The following is a 14,516-nucleotide window of genomic DNA, read 5'->3' on the forward strand; positions in this document are numbered from 1 at the left end:
AAGATGTCCCTCGCCATCGTGCTCGCTTTCTCGGCTCTGGTGCTACTCACCACCTTGGCCTTGCTCTGGTCAAGTTGGCCGGTCTGGTTGAAGGGTGTGTTGGTCGCATGTGTTGCCGTGTTTTATTTTTGGGCGGACAGTGTCGTTCACGACCAATGGGGCTGGCCCACAACCGATCCCATGCCCGAACGTTTTGTTCTATTGGCGGCGGTCATTGATGAGCCCACCAAACAGCGCGCCGGTGCCTTGCATGTTTGGGTCAATGCGATTGACAACGGCAAGCCCGTTGAGAAACCCCGTGCCTACACCTTGCCCTATGCCAAGGATGTGCATGCGCTGCTTGAAGAGGCGATGAAGAAAAACCGGCAGGGCGTCAGCCAGGTCGGGACGACCGAGCCCAAGAAAGGCAAGGGCGGCGTGTCCTGGCTGCGTCCCGGCAATGATGAACAAGTGCTCAAAATACGCGACCTGCCCGCCCCGCAGTTGCCAGAAAAATGAAGCGAATACACCGCATGTCCCTGCTGCGGCGAAGAAGTGCCCTTGTTTGCGGCTTCAGTGCCTTGCTGGCGTTCGGCCTTTTGGCCTGCCAGCCGACAACGCGGTCCGCCGGGTTTTTCCCATTGGAAGAGGGCCGTTCCTGGACCTACAAAGTCACCACCGAATTTGAGAATCAGACCGTGGAGCGGGACACGCTGGTTCTGCGCAACCAGGGGCGTGACACACTGGCCGACGGCCCGGCCTGGCGCCGCCACAGTGATTCCGGCATGAATTACTGGCTGCGCCAGGACGACACCGGGATCTACCGCGTGGCGTCCCGCCCTGAATTGCAGGCGCAGTACCAGGTAGACGCACCACACCGCTATGTCCTCAAGGAGCCCTTGGTAGTGGGAGCGCAATGGCAGGCCAGCACCACGGCCTACATCCTGCACCGCCGCCAGGATTTTCCGCGTGAGATCAAGCACTCCCACCCCAACATTCCCATGCTGTACACCATTGAGGCGCTGCAGCAGTCTATTGACACACAGGCCGGGCGCTTCGAGGGCTGCCTCCTGGTTCGGGGACTGGGCGCGGTGCGCTTGTTTGCCGACCCGGTCGTGGGCTGGAAAGACATGCCATTGACCACCCGTGAGTGGTATTGCCCTGGCGTTGGTCTGGTGAAGCTGGTGCGAGAAGAACCCGCCCACTCCACCTTTCTCGGTGGTGGCACCACCACACTGGAACTTGTTGAATGGAAATAGGAATGAAGAGCACCCGGCGCCAGCATCTGGCCATGCTGGTCAGCATGTTGGGTATCGGGCCCGCCATGGCCGCGACAGAGGTCAATGCCGAGGAGCCACCGTTCCCGCAGCGTCCCATCACCTTGCTGGTGCCGTGGCCTGCCGGTGGGTCCACGGACATTTCGATGCGCATTCTGGCCGAGGAAGCAGGCAAACACCTGCGCCAACCGGTCATCATTGAAAACCGTCCCGGCGCCGGTGGCACCATGGCCATGCCAGCGTTGCTCTCAGCGAGGCCCGATGGTTACACCGTGGCGCAGTTGCCACAGCCGGTATTTCGCATCGTCCACACACAAAAAGTGTTGTGGGACCCCGTTCGCGACACGACGCCGATTGTTCAAATCTCTGGCTACACCTTCGGCATCGTGGTGCCCGTGGACAGTCCATTTCGGTCAGTTTCCAGCATGCTGGAGTGGGCACGAGCCCATCCCGGGCAACTCACGGTAGGTTCCAACGGCGTGGGTACCACGCCGCATACGGCGATGGAAGAGGTGATGGACCGCCAGGGCATCACCTACATCCACGTTCCCTACAAAGGTACAGTCGAGCAGATGGTGGCGGTGGCGTCGGGCCAGCTCATGGTGGGTGTGAATTCCACCGGTTTTGCTCCTTATGTAGAGTCAGGCCGACTGAGGCTGCTGGCAACCTTTGGCGAGGTCCGCAGCAAGCGTTGGCCCGATGTGCCGACCATGAAAGAGCTGGGTTTGGGGGTGGTGGCCATGTCGCCTTACGGCATTGTCGGGCCACGTGGTCTCTCTGCCTCGGTTGTGCGTACGCTGCACAGTGCGTTCAAAGCCGCCATGTACGAGCCGAGTCACCGCCGCGAGATTGCCAAATACGACCAGGAACTCAACTACCTCGGGCCAGATGAGTATGGGCATTTCATGCGTGAAGCGTATGCCTCTGAAAAACGGGCTGTGGACCGCTCCAATCAAACCAGAGCGCCTGGATAGCCGGCTCGCAACGCGGAACGCCAATAAAAAATGCCACTCGAAAGTGGCATTTTTTATGTCAGCCAGCAGCTTATTTCAGCAGCTTGAACACCCAGACCGAGCCACCTTGTTCCAGGAAGTTAACTTTCTTGGCCACATCGCCGCCCCACAGGGGAACCGCGCCGCCCCAGCCGGAAACGACCGCAACGTATTGCTCGCCATTCACGTCCCAGGTCACGGGAGGAGCGACCACGCCAGAGCCGGTCTGGAATTCCCAGACCACTTTGCCGGTGGTGGCATCTGCGGCTTTCAGGAAGCCCTCAGGCGTTCCCCAGAACACCAGGTTGCCAGCGGTGGTCAACACGCCACCCCACAAAGGCGCGTTGTTGGGAACTTCCCATTCGATCTTGCCGGTCTTGGGGTTGATGGCCCGCAGTGCGCCGATGTTGCCTTCGTTGAGCGTCTTGATGGTGAAGCCGGCACCCATGTAAGCGGCGCCCTTTTTGTAGGTCACAGGCTCGTTCCAGATCTCCATGCCCCATTCATTGGACGGCACGTAGAACAACTTGGTGGCTGGGCTGTAGGCCATCGGCATCTGGTTTTTGCCCCCCAGGAAACTGGGCGCTGCAAACACCGACTTGCCCTTGGTGCCGTCGGCACTGGCCACGGGGTCACCCGCGCGGTTTTCGGGCACAAAGTTGGGACGTCCTGTTTTCAGGTCAATGCCTGTCGCCCAAGTAATCTTCTTGACGAAGGGGAACGCATTGAGTAATTGGCCGGTGGTGGCGTCATTGACATAGAAGAAGCCATTGCGGTCAGCCTTGCCGCCCACGCGCTTGCCGTCCATGTCGAAGGTCACAAACTCGTTGGCGCCATCGAAGTCCCACGCATCATTGGGGGTGTTCTGGTAGTGCCATTTGATCTGGCCGGTCTTGATATCCAGCGCGACCGTGGAGCAGGAGAACAGGTTGTCGCCCTTGCGCAAATGGCTGTTCCACGGCGCCGGGTTGCCGGTACCAAAGTAAGCGAGGCCGGTCTTGCTGTCGTAGGTGCCGCCCAACCAGGTGGTTGCGCCACCGGTCTTCCACAGGTCGCCCGACCAGGATTTGTTCAAGGTGCCTGAAATGCCGTTTTCAGTCTTGTTGCCATCCTTGTCATATTTGTAGCCCATATGGCCTTCAACCGTGGGGCGGCTCCACACCATCCGGCCGGTCTTGGGGTCGCGCGCTTCAACGCGTCCGACCACGCCGAATTCTCCGCCCGAGATGCCGGTCAGCAACAAGCCGCCCGCAATCAGGGGCGCGGCCGAGGCCGAGGCGCCCGTGGCATAGTCTTCAATCTTTTCCTTCCAGACCACGTCGCCCGTGTTCTGGTCGAGTGCCACGATTTGGGCATCCAGCGTCATGAAGATCACCAGGTTGTCATAGAGTGCCGCGCCGCGGTTGATCACGTCGCAGCAAGGCATGATGCCTTCGGGCAGGCGGTGCTCATACTTCCACAGCTTGGCACCTGTCTTTGCGTCCAGCGCGTAAATGCGTGAGTAAGAGCCCGTGACAAACATCTTGCCGTTGTGAATCACCGGCTGCGATTCCTGGCCACGTTGTTTTTCACCGCCAAAAGAAAAGCTCCACGCCGGAACCAGTCTCTTGATGCTTTGGGGGTTGACTTGTTTCAGGGGTGAGAAGCGCTGGCCCTGGTTGCCCAGACCCCAGGAAAGAACTTCCTTGGTGTCGCTCGCATCGTTGTCAATCATCTGCTGCGTGACAACGGCTTGAGCCGTCCCCGCCGCAAACCCATAAGCCATCAAAGTAGCCAGTAATTTCAAGCGCATGAATGTCTCCTTGTTGTGTCAATGCTGAACTGAGGTGTATGGAATTTGGAACTCCAGAGCATGAAATTGCAAAGATCGTGCCTGAGCACTGCATATCGGTATTTGGCTCGAAAGTTCCGTGGTCAGGTGGCATTTGTGGCTTGGTGTGCGGGTTTGTACGGTCAGCACTAACCCTAGCCACTGTGTCAATCGGGAGCAATGCATGCCCCTTCGGCATTGCTCCAAGGGCCACCAAAGACCTGTCAGTGGGGTTTCCGGGGTCTGAAAGTGGGTATCCGGGCCTTATTTGTCTTGGCGCAAATATTGCAGTACAACCGGGCTGCCGACCTTCACGATTCAGGAGGCGGCGGTTCGATTCAATCAACTACCCAAGGAGTACTTCTATGCAATGGACCACACCGGCCTTCACCGATTTGCGTTTCGGTTTTGAAATCACGATGTACATCGCCAATCGTTGATCGTGCCAAGCGACGTCTGTGCCTTGTGTGCAGCGTCGCTTTTTAATTTCCAAAAATCATGCACATACGCGTTCTCGGGTCCGCAGCAGGCGGTGGCTTCCCCCAATGGAATTGCAATTGCGCCAATTGCGCAGCGGTACGACAAGGTGATCCGGCGCTGACACCCCGTACCCAGTCTTCCATCGCGGTTTCACGCAATGGGCAAGACTGGTTATTGGTCAATGCGTCGCCAGACATACTGGCGCAGATACGTGCCATGCCGGAAATACAACCCGCCAGGGCTCTGCGGGACAGCGGCATTGCCGCGGTGTTGCTCATGGATGCACAGATTGACCATGTGACGGGCTTGCTGATGTTGCGTGAGCGGCGTACGCCGCTGCCTTTGTACGCTACCCCGCAGGTTCTTGACGAGCTCAACACCAGCTTGCCGCTGGTTCGTGTCTTGTCGCATTACGCCGGGGTGCAGGCGCATCCCCTGTCGCTGACCGAACCCGCATTCGAAGTGGCGGCATTGACTGGCATCAAGTTTTCAGTGATGCCGCTCACCAGCAACGCACCCCCTTATTCTCCGCGTCGCGATGCGCCCTTGCCGGGCGACAACATCGGGCTGCTGATTGAAGACACCGTGACCGGAAAGCGTGTGTTTTACGCCCCCGGGCTGGGTCGCATCGAACCTGCCGTGGCCCACGCCATGGCCACCGCGGATGTGGTGCTGGTGGACGGCACCTTCTGGCGCAACGACGAAATGCAGACCTTGGGCCTGTCCACCAAGACCGCTGCCGACATGGGTCACCTCGCCCAGTCCGGACCGGGGGGCATGCTGGAAGTGCTGCAGGCGTTGCCCAAAAGCATTCGCAAGATTCTTATCCACATCAACAACACCAATCCCATTCTGCGCAGTGACTCCCCCGAGCGCGCAGCCCTGAACGCCGCGGGTATCGAGGTGGCCTGGGATGGCATGGCAATGAAACTTGAAAGTTCACATGGCTGATCACCTTTTGGCTTGGGATGCTGCGGAATTTGAAAGCCGCCTGCGTGAAAAGGGCGCGGCCTATCACATTCACCAGGCCTTCAACGTCCGTCTCAACAGCGGGCAATGCTCGCCCGAGCAGGTGCGCGGCTGGGTGAGCAACCGTTTTTATTACCAGTGGTGTATTCCGCTCAAAGACGCCGCGGTCATGTCCAACATGCCGGACCGCGCGCACCGCCGACTCTGGATTCAGCGCATGCTGGACCACGACGGCCAGGGCGACTACGAGGGTGAACATGCCGGTGGCATGGAGGCCTGGACCCGTCTCGGCGAGGCTGTGGGCCTGGCACGTGATGAGTTGTGGTCGCTCAAGTCGGTGGTGCCGGGTGTGCGTTTTTCGTGTGATGCCTACGTCAATTTTGCCCGGCATGCGCCGTGGCAGGAGGCGGTGTGCTCGTCGCTGACAGAAATGTTCGCACCGCAGATTCACAAGGACCGGCTGGCCACCTGGCCCATTCATTACCCCTGGATTGAGGCTGGCGGACTGAGCTATTTCCGCAGCCGAATTCCCTTGGCCTCACGCGATGTCGAGCACGGCCTGAAGGTCACGCTGGCGCATTTCACCACCCGTTCGCAGCAGCAGCGGGCACTTGATATTCTGCAATTCAAGCTAGACATTCTCTGGTCCATGCTGGATGCGATCGACGCCGCCTACCCGGCATGAGCCTGGCGTACCTGACTGAATGACGCAATGGAATCAACCCAGACAACCCCTGCACCCCCTGCACCTGCGGGCGATGCCCGGCCGCGCCTGAACAAGATGTTTCGGCTCCAGTGGGAAGAGGTGCAACAGAGTTACGTGCTGCTTTATCCCGAAGGCATGGTGCAGTTGAACGCCTCTGCGGGGGAGATCATGCGGCGTTGCGATGGCCAGACCACCGTGGATGCGCTCGTGGGCGATATCGAGGTGGCTTTTGGTCAAACCGATCTTCGCAGTCAGATTGAGCAGTTGCTGGCACAGGCGTATGCGCGCCGCTGGCTGGTCTGAGCCATGATGCTTGCCCCTGCGCCCGGCACGGCAGACGCCCCTGCGGTCAAACCCCCCTTCTGGTTGTTGGCCGAGTTAACTTATCGCTGCCCTCTGCATTGCGTGTTTTGCTACAACCCCACGCAGCACGCCGCGGTGCGCGATGAACTCACCACGCAGGAATGGGTCAAGGTCTTGCGCGAAGCGCGCGCGCTGGGCGCCACACAACTGGGATTTTCCGGCGGCGAGCCGCTCATGCGCGATGACCTTGAATTGCTCGTGAAAGAGGCGCATAGTCTGGGCTATTACACCAACCTGTTGACGTCCGGCGTGGGCTTGACCGAGCCGCGCATCAAGGCACTCAAGGAGGCCGGGCTGGACCACATTCAGCTGTCCTTCCAGGATTCGACACGGGAGCTGAACGATTTTCTGAGCAGCACCAAAACGTTTGACCTCAAGCGCAAGGTGGCGGCCCTTATCAAGGCCTATGACTACCCGATGGTCATGAACTGTGTGCTGCACCGCCACAACCTGCCGCACATCGGCACCATCATTGACCTGGCGCTGGACATTGGCGCGGAGTACCTTGAACTTGCCAACACGCAGTACTACGGGTGGGCCATGCTCAACCGCGATCACTTGCTGCCCACGCGCGAGCAATTGATTGAGGCCGAAGCGGTGGTCAATGCCTACCGGGCGCGCATCGGCTCGCAATGCCAGTTGCTGTTTGTGGTGCCGGACTATTTTGAGGAGCGCCCCAAAGCTTGCATGAACGGCTGGGGCAGCGTCTTCCTGACCATTGCGCCCGATGGCCTGGCCTTGCCCTGCCACAACGCACGCGACCTGCCGGGCTTGAAATTTCCGTCGGTACGAGAAGAATCGATTGCCGAGATCTGGCACCACAGCCCGGGTTTCAATGCCTTTCGCGGCGAAGACTGGATGCAGGAACCCTGCCGCTCCTGCGACGAGCGCCACAAGGACTTTGGGGGCTGCCGCTGCCAGGCCTACATGCTCACGGGCGACGCGGCGGCGACGGATCCGGTGTGCAGCAAATCACCCCTGCATGAGAAGGTGGTGTCCGTGGTTCGTGCCGCTGCCGTGCGGGCTGACAACGGTCATGCCAAAACGGCCGACTGGCAACCGCTGGTCTTTCGCACCGACCGGAATTCACGCGCCATCACCGCCGCTGAACTCACGCTGCCGGATGTGCGGTAAAACGGCCGGTTTGAGCAAACCGGGTGAGTGAGTCGCGCATGGCTTGCGCCATGGCGGGGTGAAATGGATCATGCCCTGCGCCGGCCACGGTGTGCCAATCACTGCCTTTGAGCCACCCCTGCACCGGTTGGGCGCTGGCGGGCGGGCACACCCGGTCATCACTGCCCTGTAAAAACTGGATGGGCAGGTCCGCCAGCTCTGCCGCTCCCCGACCCAGCGACCGCGCATTCAGCCAGCATTGATGCTGCAGGTAATGGGCTTGCACGCGGTAGCGGTCACACCAGGTGTCCAGTTGCAAGGCCGTGGGCTCATCAGACGGGATCATCGTGTCAGCGTTCGGTGACGGTGCCGGGCTTGATTGCGACTGTTCCCAGCGCCACCAGGCCCGTGCAGCGGCATGCCGTTCGGACAGGGAGCCCACGTCGAGCTGCAAAGCCCATTGCCGCCAGGGTTGGCCCGCAAAAAATTGGTCAATGTTGTCGGCCCCCGGCCAAAAAACCCCGCGCAACAACAAGCCGCGCACGCGTGCTCTGTGGCGCGTGGCATAGGCCAGGCCCAGCGTGGCGCCCCATGAGCCGCCCACCACCAGCCAGTGCGCCACCCCCAGCGCCTTGCGCAAATGTTCGATGTCGTCAAGCAAATGCGCCGTGGTGTTGTGGCTGCATTCGCCTCGTGGTGTGCTGCGGCCGCAGCCGCGCTGGTCAAAAGCAATCACCCGAAATTGCCCGGGGTCGAAGAACGAGCGCAGGCGTTCGGTGAATCCCGAGCCGGGGCCGCCGTGCAGCACCAGCGCCACCGGGCCGTCGCTTCGTCCCCACTGCTCGTAGTACAGGCGGTGACCTTCGCCCACAGTGAGCCAGGCGTGGTCCCACGCTGGCAGGGAAGGGGATGGGTTCATGGTTAAAGGCCGTTCAGGGCGTGGCGGCAGCACGCAAGCTCTGCGCTTCGTAACGCGGGTACAAGTGCACCACGTTGCGGGTGAATTCAGTCTTCAACGCGGCCCAGCCCTGAAACTCGGGCGGCACCGGCGTTCGCAACACGTCCACCATCTCTTGTCCTGTCTGTGCGGCCTGTGTGAAAGTGCGGTCCAGCCAGGTCAGGTAGTTGCGGGTTTGTTGCAACGCTGTTGTGTCAGCGCGTACCGGTCCATGGCTGGGCACCACGTAGCGCAAGGTGTTGTCCGGCAACACCGTGCGCAAATCGGCATCGAGTTGGTCGAGGCCCGCCAGCCAGCGCGCCAGGTTGGCGTGCGGCGTGGTGGGAATGCGGTCGGCAAAGGCCAAGCCCCCGACAAAGGCCACGCCACTGGTTACATCCATCAACACCAGATCCGAGGCGGTGTGGCCCTGGTAAACGCGTAGTTCAAAGTGGCGGTTGCCCAGCGTCCAGCGGCCGGGGCCTTGGGGGGTATCGGGCGCGACCGTCTCGGTGCCTTTCATCCAGTCGCCGCACAGGCGGTACAGGTTGCTCTCGTAACTGCCGGATTCGCGGGCGATGCCTGCTTGTGTTTCTGCAGTGGCGCGGCGCGGCACATCGGCAAACGCCTGGTTGCCCAGAAAGTAGTCGGGGTGCAAGTTGAGGTGCAGCACCTGCGTCACGGGCTGGCGCGTGGTGCGGCCAATGAGCGCGCGCAACTGCTCGCCATACAGACGCGACGGGCCGGTGTTGATGACCAGCACCCCCGCGTCGGTCTCGATGAAGCCGGTGTTGATGATGTTGCAGCCATTGGCGGGTGAAAAATCGGCGTTCGTGCCTTCCACCACATAGACGCCGGGCGCCAGCGCGCGGGCCTTGAGCTGGTAGTCCAGCGTGGCTTTATCCTGTGCGATTGCGGCCTGGCCGACCCACAGAAAAACGAGCGCCAGGAGGGCGCGCCTCCATCCCTTGAATCCAGTCATGGTCTTACTCAATTTGCGCGGACACGCGGTTGCCGTTGTTGTCGGTGCCGCTGAGCACCAGCGGCCCGGGCACGCGCTGTGCGAAGTCAAAAGAAAAAACCGGATTTTCACTCACCGGCTCAAACAGCTCCATGCGCAGCAGGGGCGTACCCACGCTGCTGCTGACCTGCAGACGGTTCAGGTAGAACGCCGGGATGCCGCCGACCAGCCCCGTGTCCATCGGGTGCATGACCCGCAGGCGCAGCCGCATGCCCGCGTTGGCGGCCTGCGCCGGATCGACCGACTGGGCCTGAGCAGGCTCAAACACGCGGCTTGACACCTGCCCCAAAATCTTCGACCAGCTGCCGTCCTGGCGCGTGGCACCGGCCACCGTGCAGCCACCGCCCGTGGATTCCACCCAGGTGCTGCCCACATGCCACACACCATCTTTGGTTTTGGCCGCGGCGCGCACCGGGCTGGCCTGCTCCAGCTTGAAGCGAAACGACACCTTGGGCAGCACCGACTGCGGGTAATACACCAGCACCTTGCGGATGGGGTTGCGGTCCACCATGACCACAATCTGCGTCACGTCCGCCAGGTCTTTGGCGTCCACGCTGATGGGCACATTCATCGGGTCTTCGGCAAAGGCCGGTCCGCTCACCTGAACCCGCGCGTCAAAAACAAAAGGTTCACCGCCCAGGTACAGCTTGTGCAGGTCGGCCCAGGCGTAGGACTGGTAGGGGTCGGCCGCCGGGACGGTTTGCGCCCGGCTGGCGCTGCACCACGCGATAACGCAGGTGAAGCACGTAACGAAGGCAATGAATTTAGGGTGTGTCATACCTGGACAATCAAATCATGTTTGGGGTGAAGAAGCAAGTCACGTGCCGATACCTGCGGGCGGCAACAAGATCGTTCGTGTCCCTGAGCGTGCGCATTTCATGAAAAGACGAAGTGGAGTAACCTGCAGTTTTGAGGACATCCACCATGCAAAAACCTTTCTCGATGATTCGAGAGTTCCATCTGGCGGACTGGGTCACCCTAGCGAACGCGGTGTGCGGTACCGGTGCCATGTTTTCCATGATGACCTACCTGCAGACCAGCGATGTCATGCATGTCTACTTTGCCTGCGCGCTGGTGCTGGCGGCGCTGATTTTTGACGTGCTGGACGGACGCATTGCGCGCTGGCGGCAAAAAACATCAGCCCTGGGGCGCGAGCTGGATTCGCTGGCCGACATCATCTCCTTTGGCGTGGCCCCGGCCCTGATTGCGTATGGCTGCGGCATGCAGGGCCTGTACGACCGCATCATCCTGACTTACTTTGTGGCCTGCGGCGTCTCGCGCCTGGCACGCTACAACGTGACGGCGGAAGAACTGTCTGATGACGCGGGCAAGGTGAAATACTTTGAAGGCACCCCCATCCCGACCTCCCTGCTGCTCGTCCTGCTGATGTTTGTGGCGGCGCTGCAGGGCGCGCTGCGTGAGTCGCTCTGGTTTGGACAGGTGACCTTGGGTGGTTTCGTGCTGCACCCACTGGTCTTGTTGTTTGCCCTATCGGGCTCCCTGATGGTCAGCCGCATCCGGCTGCCCAAATTCTGAAAGCGCTGAATTGCCGTCAGAAGACCGAGGTTCGCCATCAAAGTACAGGCCATTCAGGCGGCGCTGGGCTCACCCCAAGGCCATGCCACGGCGGCCGACCTGGCCAATTTCGCCGGGGCCGGTGTGGACCTGATGATGAGCGAAACGCGGATGGTGTGACGGGGCAAACAACTCGGACCGATATGGCTCGATGTCTTGTTTATTGAGCATATTTATGTATAAAATCGGCCTCTAGCCCAGGCAGGACGTGCGAAAACAGCTATTAAATAGATAGCGGCTTCAGCAGCTCCGCCAATCGCCTTCAGTAAACAAAGGCTGCTTGCGCCCCGTGGCGCCGCTGTACATGCTCTCGCTCAGCGCGTTGCGCTCGTCGCTCTGCCCGGTGAGCTTGACCCAAGACAGCTTGGCCTGCCTCTTGAATCATTTTTACAATTTAATAATTAAATTATGAATTTGTAAAATGATCCGTCACCAAGACGCCCAAGCTGTATTTGGTGGACACCGGTCTGGCCGCTTTTCTGCTGGGCATTCGCGATTCAGCGCATCTGTCGATTCACTCCGCGCGCGGGCCTTGTTCGAGAATTTTGTGATCAGCGAACTGCTCAAGCACCGCTACAACCAGGGGCTGCCGTCCAACCTTTATTTCTAGCGCAACAACACGGGCGACGAGGTCGATCTGGTGATCGAGCAGGCGGAGCAGTTTTGGTGCCAGTGGAAATCAAGTCGAGCCAGACCTTCAATACGGATTTTCTGGCCGGCCTGCACAAATGGACCCGCCTTGCCGGGGCTGTCGCTTTGCCGCCGGTGCTGGTTTATGGCGGTGACGACAACATGATCCGCCAGGGTGTGACGGTTCAGTCGGGGAAGCAGATTTATATGGAAAATCAGTCGCTAGTACCAGTAACACTGCGCATGCCGCTATCAAATTGAGAGCTATTTCATTTTTAAGCTGGGATTATTCGGAACAAGTTCAATGCCAAGGTATCGGACTGTGCTTTCAAGCTTGCTGTGACCAAGCAAAAGCTGAACCGCGCGAACGTTTTTGGTTCGCCGGTAAATGAGGGACGCCTTCGTGCGCCGCATGAATGTGTTCCGTCTAGCATCTGAGTTCACCAAAATAGTGAAAGTGTGTACACTTGGATTCACCAGTGTGCAATGACACACCGAAAGGTCAAAATCATGGAAACGACTAAAGTAGGCATCAAGGAATTCCGCGCAGGCATGGCGGAGTACATCGCGTCCAGCACGCCTGTGGCAGTGACGCGTCACGGTCAAACCGTCGGCTACTTCATCCCTACGCAAGGGAACGCTGACGCGGACATCGCGGCACTGAAGAAGGCAAGCAAGACCCTGGATCAGTTGCTTGCGGCACAGGGCGTTGACGTCGAAGAAGTGGTCGCTGAATTCAAAACTGCACGCAAACCGTTAAGCCCTCGCAAAAAGCCCAAGGCCGCCGCGGCATGAGTGACAAGGCCATCGTCCTGGATGCGAACATCCTGATTCGTGCGGTGTTGGGCAAGCGGGTGTGAGAACTCCTACTTGCACATGCGGCGACAGTCAGATTTTTCGCGCCAGACGTGGCGTACGCCGATGCCCGGAAGTACCTGCCGGCTTTGCTGGAGAAGCGTGGCGTCAAAAGCGCAGCCGCCATGACGGTTCTCGACACCCTTAAATCCATTGTTCGTCCCCCTCGAACTTGATCACTATGCTGGTCTGAAACAACAAGCCCTCCAGCGAATTGCCATGCGCGATGCCGATGACTGGCCGGTTCTTGCGTGTGCCATGACGATAGATTGCCCGGTTTGGACGGAAGATGCTGACTTTTTTGGCACGGGCGTGGCGACCTGGACCACCGACCGGGTTGCGTTGTATTTGGTGGCGTGATTCAGGCCTGCCCCGACCGTTATCGCGGATTTCTACTGCCATGGCTGTCACTGGCTGTTGCGGTTGGCGACCCGGGACTTTGTGGAGATATGTCATGACGACAAAACCAAAATTCAAAAGTGACGCCCTTGCGGCGATTCACGCCTCTGCTATCGCATTGCAAAAAGTGGACGCAATTAATCAAACAACCATGCGCAAGTTTGATATGTCATGGCTGCAACACCCGTTGCGCTGGAGCCTCAGGAAATTAAAAAAATCAGAGAACTTGCTCATGTGAGCCAGCCTGTTTTTGCGAGATACCTCAACACAAGTGAATCTACGGTTCAAAAATGGGAATCAGGGAGTAAACAACCCAGTGGGATGGCGCTGAAGTTGCTGGCAGTTGTGCAAAAGCACGGTCTTGACGTTCTTGCCTGGAGACTATTATTTTTGGAACGCCAAGGAAGCGAACCAAATAGGTGGCTTGCAGCAATGTACCCAAAGCGGCCAACAGAATGGTCTGTTCACACCTTCTTGTGAATGCTTGAATTGCCTGTTTTTTCAGCAGTGGTCGCAGGAGCGCTGGGACTGGGAGTTTGAAATAAAGAGAAAAAAGAATGCGTAAAGGCATCGTGCATTTTTTCCATGTCGGTGACCATGCTTTCCCAAGAATCTACGCTGGCCGCTTTTAGCTCATCGAGTTTGGCGCCGGCAACTTTGGACTGCTGACGCAGCTTGCTCATATCCTCCTTGTATTTTTGCCGGGCTTCCTCTTTCGCTTCCTGCGCTGTGGCTTCAAGTCCACTCATTTTTTTATTCAACTTATCGAGTTGAAGTTCCATCTTTTCGATGTATGCGGTACGTTGTGTCATGGTAATAATTCCTTGCTGTTTTAAAGTAAATTGATGGCTTGATGACAGTCAGATAATGGATTGCATCAACGTCATGTTTTAAACATGTGAAAGAATAATAGCCAGTGATAAAGGCGAGGTCTGTGTGCTCCCGTACATAGGCTTAACCGAAAAACTTTCAATCCCCTATTAGGCCAATCTATCGAAGCCAGTCAAACTTCTGGGAAGTTGACAGTCACCACGGACACCACTGCAGCGTGACCCAGTGCAGCTTTGCCTTGACGCAAAATAACTCAGGGCCAGCGAGATGCCGATGCACAGCAAAGCGCAACTTGCATGCTGACTGGCCGGCACTCACAGTGTCAACATTGAGAGGAATAGAGCAACAACACTAAGACAGCTCTTAGCGATGGTGGACGGCGTGCTTGACAGCGTCTTTTGCATCCTTGACGAGGATGCAAAAGACGGCGGCGCAGTGGCCGGGCGCACGCGCAAGGATATTGAGAAGCAGACCGGCAAGCCAGTGATCTCCAAAGAGAACTTCAAACAGTTGACGGTTAAGAAGACGAAAAAGCTGAAGGGTGATTAGGGGCGAGTCGGTGTCACGGTGACCACATGT

General features: G+C 58.8%; 22 protein-coding genes. 16 read left to right on the forward strand and 6 right to left on the reverse strand.

From position 1 onward, the window contains the following. Positions 1-3 precede the first annotated feature (3 nt). Genes AC097N_RS17095 through AC097N_RS17105 form a run of 3 tightly spaced genes read left to right on the forward strand, consistent with a single transcriptional unit; the run spans position 4 to position 2,230 of the window. Positions 4-498 carry a hypothetical protein gene (locus AC097N_RS17095; protein ID WP_479583175.1) on the forward strand — a complete coding sequence of 165 codons (495 nt, stop codon included), beginning with the start codon at positions 4-6 and terminating at the stop codon, positions 496-498. A gap of 14 nt (positions 499-512) precedes the next feature. Continuing rightward, complete coding sequence (locus tag AC097N_RS17100; protein ID WP_479583177.1) at positions 513-1,238, forward strand: hypothetical protein; 726 nt, start codon at positions 513-515, stop codon at positions 1,236-1,238. Between the two features lie 2 nt (positions 1,239-1,240). Next, complete coding sequence (locus AC097N_RS17105) at positions 1,241-2,230, forward strand: tripartite tricarboxylate transporter substrate binding protein (protein ID WP_479583179.1); 990 nt, start codon at positions 1,241-1,243, stop codon at positions 2,228-2,230. 70 nt (positions 2,231-2,300) lie between these two features. Here AC097N_RS17105 and AC097N_RS17110 read toward each other — a convergent pair whose 3' ends face one another. Next, complete coding sequence (locus AC097N_RS17110; RefSeq protein WP_479583181.1) at positions 2,301-4,040, reverse strand: PQQ-dependent methanol/ethanol family dehydrogenase; 1,740 nt, start codon at positions 4,038-4,040, stop codon at positions 2,301-2,303. A 383-nt stretch (positions 4,041-4,423) separates the two neighbouring features. Here AC097N_RS17110 and pqqA point away from each other — a divergent pair, with 383 nt between their 5' ends. The 5 genes from pqqA to pqqE are packed head-to-tail and all read left to right on the forward strand — an operon-like array spanning position 4,424 to position 7,710. Further along, the gene (gene pqqA / locus AC097N_RS17115; RefSeq protein WP_068167214.1) at positions 4,424-4,498 is read left to right on the forward strand and encodes a pyrroloquinoline quinone precursor peptide PqqA; all 75 of its coding nucleotides are present in this window, start codon (positions 4,424-4,426) and stop codon (positions 4,496-4,498) included. Positions 4,499-4,553: 55 nt separating this feature from the next. Next, positions 4,554-5,489, forward strand: coding sequence for a pyrroloquinoline quinone biosynthesis protein PqqB (gene pqqB, locus AC097N_RS17120; RefSeq protein WP_479583304.1), 936 nt, complete (start codon positions 4,554-4,556; stop codon positions 5,487-5,489). Beyond that, positions 5,482-6,192, forward strand: a complete 711-nt coding sequence (gene pqqC / locus AC097N_RS17125; RefSeq protein ID WP_479583183.1) for a pyrroloquinoline-quinone synthase PqqC — start codon at positions 5,482-5,484, stop codon at positions 6,190-6,192. Before pqqB ends, pqqC begins: the two co-directional genes overlap by 8 nt. Positions 6,193-6,219: 27 nt before the next feature. Next, entirely contained in the window at positions 6,220-6,516 is a 297-nt protein-coding gene (gene pqqD / locus AC097N_RS17130) for a pyrroloquinoline quinone biosynthesis peptide chaperone PqqD (RefSeq protein ID WP_479583185.1), read from the forward strand. A 3-nt stretch (positions 6,517-6,519) separates the two neighbouring features. Further along, the gene (gene pqqE, locus AC097N_RS17135; protein ID WP_479583187.1) at positions 6,520-7,710 is read left to right on the forward strand and encodes a pyrroloquinoline quinone biosynthesis protein PqqE; all 1,191 of its coding nucleotides are present in this window, start codon (positions 6,520-6,522) and stop codon (positions 7,708-7,710) included. Here pqqE and AC097N_RS17140 read toward each other — a convergent pair. From AC097N_RS17140 to AC097N_RS17150, 3 genes are read right to left on the reverse strand one after another with little or no spacing between them, the layout of a single operon-like run. Continuing rightward, positions 7,688-8,608 carry an alpha/beta fold hydrolase gene (locus tag AC097N_RS17140; protein WP_479583190.1) on the reverse strand — a complete coding sequence of 307 codons (921 nt, stop codon included), beginning with the start codon at positions 8,606-8,608 and terminating at the stop codon, positions 7,688-7,690. The genes pqqE and AC097N_RS17140 overlap by 23 nt on opposite strands. A gap of 13 nt (positions 8,609-8,621) precedes the next feature. After that, the gene (locus tag AC097N_RS17145) at positions 8,622-9,608 is read right to left on the reverse strand and encodes a quinoprotein relay system zinc metallohydrolase 1 (RefSeq protein WP_479583192.1); all 987 of its coding nucleotides are present in this window, start codon (positions 9,606-9,608) and stop codon (positions 8,622-8,624) included. A gap of 4 nt (positions 9,609-9,612) precedes the next feature. Beyond that, entirely contained in the window at positions 9,613-10,425 is an 813-nt protein-coding gene (locus AC097N_RS17150; RefSeq protein WP_479583195.1) for a quinoprotein dehydrogenase-associated SoxYZ-like carrier, read from the reverse strand. Between the two features lie 146 nt (positions 10,426-10,571). Here AC097N_RS17150 and pssA point away from each other — a divergent pair, with 146 nt between their 5' ends. Beyond that, positions 10,572-11,183 carry a CDP-diacylglycerol--serine O-phosphatidyltransferase gene (pssA, locus tag AC097N_RS17155; protein WP_479583196.1) on the forward strand — a complete coding sequence of 204 codons (612 nt, stop codon included), beginning with the start codon at positions 10,572-10,574 and terminating at the stop codon, positions 11,181-11,183. A 69-nt stretch (positions 11,184-11,252) separates the two neighbouring features. Here pssA and AC097N_RS17160 read toward each other — a convergent pair whose 3' ends face one another. Beyond that, positions 11,253-11,393: a hypothetical protein gene (locus tag AC097N_RS17160; protein ID WP_479583199.1), complete on the reverse strand. Its 141-nt coding sequence runs from the start codon at positions 11,391-11,393 to the stop codon at positions 11,253-11,255. A 501-nt stretch (positions 11,394-11,894) separates the two neighbouring features. Between AC097N_RS17160 and AC097N_RS17165 the strand changes: the two genes are divergently transcribed. From AC097N_RS17165 to AC097N_RS17190, 6 genes are all read left to right on the forward strand, one after another. Continuing rightward, positions 11,895-12,113 (forward strand): hypothetical protein, encoded by a 219-nt coding sequence (locus AC097N_RS17165; protein WP_479583202.1) that lies wholly within the window; start codon positions 11,895-11,897, stop codon positions 12,111-12,113. Positions 12,114-12,362: 249 nt separating this feature from the next. Then, complete coding sequence (locus AC097N_RS17170) at positions 12,363-12,647, forward strand: type II toxin-antitoxin system Phd/YefM family antitoxin (protein WP_479583204.1); 285 nt, start codon at positions 12,363-12,365, stop codon at positions 12,645-12,647. 113 nt (positions 12,648-12,760) lie between these two features. Further along, complete coding sequence (locus AC097N_RS17175; protein ID WP_479583207.1) at positions 12,761-12,883, forward strand: hypothetical protein; 123 nt, start codon at positions 12,761-12,763, stop codon at positions 12,881-12,883. Positions 12,884-12,926: 43 nt separating this feature from the next. Then, entirely contained in the window at positions 12,927-13,067 is a 141-nt protein-coding gene (locus AC097N_RS17180) for a PIN domain-containing protein (RefSeq protein WP_479583210.1), read from the forward strand. A 94-nt stretch (positions 13,068-13,161) separates the two neighbouring features. Further along, positions 13,162-13,344, forward strand: coding sequence for a hypothetical protein (locus AC097N_RS17185; RefSeq protein ID WP_479583212.1), 183 nt, complete (start codon positions 13,162-13,164; stop codon positions 13,342-13,344). Continuing rightward, positions 13,278-13,586 carry a helix-turn-helix domain-containing protein gene (locus AC097N_RS17190; protein ID WP_479583215.1) on the forward strand — a complete coding sequence of 103 codons (309 nt, stop codon included), beginning with the start codon at positions 13,278-13,280 and terminating at the stop codon, positions 13,584-13,586. Before AC097N_RS17185 ends, AC097N_RS17190 begins: the two co-directional genes overlap by 67 nt. Here the strand turns inward: AC097N_RS17190 and AC097N_RS17195 are convergent. Then, positions 13,571-13,918 carry a sll1863 family stress response protein gene (locus tag AC097N_RS17195; protein WP_479583217.1) on the reverse strand — a complete coding sequence of 116 codons (348 nt, stop codon included), beginning with the start codon at positions 13,916-13,918 and terminating at the stop codon, positions 13,571-13,573. The two genes, AC097N_RS17190 and AC097N_RS17195, sit on opposite strands and share 16 nt — an antisense overlap. A 400-nt stretch (positions 13,919-14,318) precedes the next feature. On the opposite strand from AC097N_RS17195, the gene AC097N_RS17200 reads away from it, so the two are divergent. Next, entirely contained in the window at positions 14,319-14,486 is a 168-nt protein-coding gene (locus tag AC097N_RS17200) for a hypothetical protein (protein WP_479583218.1), read from the forward strand. The last annotated feature ends 30 nt before the right edge of the window (positions 14,487-14,516 follow it).

This window comes from Rhodoferax sp. LS1R11 (assembly GCF_056521395.1).

Bases quoted from the DNA above. Each gene is read 5' to 3' on its own strand.
- AC097N_RS17095 (WP_479583175.1), top strand. From the start codon at position 4: ATGTCCCTCGCCATCGTGCTCGCTTTCTCGGCTCTGGTGCTACTCACC.
- AC097N_RS17100 (WP_479583177.1), top strand. From the start codon at position 513: ATGTCCCTGCTGCGGCGAAGAAGTGCCCTTGTTTGCGGCTTCAGTGCC.
- AC097N_RS17105 (WP_479583179.1), top strand. From the start codon at position 1,241: ATGAAGAGCACCCGGCGCCAGCATCTGGCCATGCTGGTCAGCATGTTG.
- AC097N_RS17110 (WP_479583181.1), bottom strand. From the start codon at position 4,040: ATGCGCTTGAAATTACTGGCTACTTTGATGGCTTATGGGTTTGCGGCG.
- pqqC (WP_479583183.1), top strand. From the start codon at position 5,482: ATGGCTGATCACCTTTTGGCTTGGGATGCTGCGGAATTTGAAAGCCGC.
- pqqD (WP_479583185.1), top strand. From the start codon at position 6,220: ATGGAATCAACCCAGACAACCCCTGCACCCCCTGCACCTGCGGGCGAT.
- pqqE (WP_479583187.1), top strand. From the start codon at position 6,520: ATGATGCTTGCCCCTGCGCCCGGCACGGCAGACGCCCCTGCGGTCAAA.
- AC097N_RS17140 (WP_479583190.1), bottom strand. From the start codon at position 8,608: ATGAACCCATCCCCTTCCCTGCCAGCGTGGGACCACGCCTGGCTCACT.
- AC097N_RS17145 (WP_479583192.1), bottom strand. From the start codon at position 9,608: ATGACTGGATTCAAGGGATGGAGGCGCGCCCTCCTGGCGCTCGTTTTT.
- AC097N_RS17150 (WP_479583195.1), bottom strand. From the start codon at position 10,425: ATGACACACCCTAAATTCATTGCCTTCGTTACGTGCTTCACCTGCGTT.
- pssA (WP_479583196.1), top strand. From the start codon at position 10,572: ATGCAAAAACCTTTCTCGATGATTCGAGAGTTCCATCTGGCGGACTGG.
- AC097N_RS17160 (WP_479583199.1), bottom strand. From the start codon at position 11,393: ATGCTCAATAAACAAGACATCGAGCCATATCGGTCCGAGTTGTTTGCC.
- AC097N_RS17170 (WP_479583204.1), top strand. From the start codon at position 12,363: ATGGAAACGACTAAAGTAGGCATCAAGGAATTCCGCGCAGGCATGGCG.
- AC097N_RS17180 (WP_479583210.1), top strand. From the start codon at position 12,927: ATGCGCGATGCCGATGACTGGCCGGTTCTTGCGTGTGCCATGACGATA.
- AC097N_RS17185 (WP_479583212.1), top strand. From the start codon at position 13,162: ATGACGACAAAACCAAAATTCAAAAGTGACGCCCTTGCGGCGATTCAC.
- AC097N_RS17190 (WP_479583215.1), top strand. From the start codon at position 13,278: ATGGCTGCAACACCCGTTGCGCTGGAGCCTCAGGAAATTAAAAAAATC.
- AC097N_RS17195 (WP_479583217.1), bottom strand. From the start codon at position 13,918: ATGACACAACGTACCGCATACATCGAAAAGATGGAACTTCAACTCGAT.